Raw genomic sequence first — 1,004 nt, forward strand, 5'->3', positions numbered from 1 at the left:
TCTCCGGGACGTCCGTCTTTCTGACGAGCATATCGTTGGTAGCGACCAGCCAGCCGTTACCGAGCCTTATTGCCCCGGCATCATCTCCAAGGGGCAGATCACCCTGCCTTTTGAGGTGTTTGAGGAAGAGCTCGATGATTTCGGATTCCCTCATCCCAGCACCTCCCCTGTTCGAAGGACCTTAAAACAGCTATTTTCGGGGCACAGCAGTTTCTCGTCATTCCTCGGCGATAGGAGATCACCGTCTCCAGTGATAAGAGCATCCACGTTACCTTTGGCACAAGCCCAAAGTATTGGATTATCCTTGGGATCCCTGGAAACTTCGGGACCGCTCTCCGTGTGGATAAGACCCAAAAACGTCATGAGAACGGATAGATAGCGCTCAACGCTCTCTTCTTGAAGGGAAAACTTGCCAATGAGAACCTTTTGCAGTTCATAAATCACATAATCGGAGATATAGCACTCATGAGACCCGCGAAGGCAGTCCCAGAGAGGCCTTCTCTCTGTACCATGCCAGAAGTAAGCGGAGATTAAAACGTTTGTGTCCAGGGAGAGTCTCATTTCCCGTACCTCACTTCCATGATAGCTCTCTCAACGTCTTCTTTGGTTATTCCCTTCTCCTTTGCTAGTCTTTCTCCTTCCCTGAACACCTCCTCCAGGTTAATGTCGAGTTTTTTCATGACGATGATATCCCCGTCCTGGACTAAAAGGAGGTAATCCCCTTCCTTTATACCCATCTTCTCCCTAACCCTCTTGGGAATGACTACCTGACCCTTTGAGGACACGCGAACCACTTCCATTTGTCCCACCGGTAAGAAATTCTTACATCCTGGATTTAATCCTTTCGGAGGAACTCCGTTATGCTCCTCTGCCTCCTTTTCTCTTCCTCCGCGAGGGAGACCTCAACGCTCTCAAGCTCGTCTATGGAGGCGTTCTTTATCTCCTCAGGCAGTCTTATCTCGCCGTATTTTCCGCCGCCACCGGGAATCACTATCAGCCTGCCC

Annotated in this window: 2 protein-coding genes and 2 pseudogenes; all 4 read right to left on the minus strand. The window is 50.3% G+C overall.

The annotated features are described in order from the left end of the window. Positions 1–154, minus strand: a pseudogene (locus MV985_RS01355) (thiamine-phosphate kinase); the annotation flags it as partial. After that, positions 151–561: a putative toxin-antitoxin system toxin component, PIN family gene (locus MV985_RS01360; protein ID WP_297458956.1), complete on the minus strand. Its 411-nt coding sequence runs from the start codon at positions 559–561 to the stop codon at positions 151–153. The pseudogene MV985_RS01355 and the gene MV985_RS01360, both read right to left, overlap by 4 nt. Continuing rightward, positions 558–800, minus strand: a complete 243-nt coding sequence (locus tag MV985_RS01365) for an AbrB/MazE/SpoVT family DNA-binding domain-containing protein (protein WP_297458964.1) — start codon at positions 798–800, stop codon at positions 558–560. Before MV985_RS01365 ends, MV985_RS01360 begins: the two co-directional genes overlap by 4 nt. Before the next feature lie 35 nt (positions 801–835). Further along, positions 836–1,004: pseudogene (locus MV985_RS01370) on the minus strand (phosphotransferase); the annotation flags it as partial.

It is taken from the genome of Thermococcus sp., from assembly GCF_027012695.1.
Classification (GTDB): Archaea; Methanobacteriota_B; Thermococci; order Thermococcales; family Thermococcaceae; genus Thermococcus.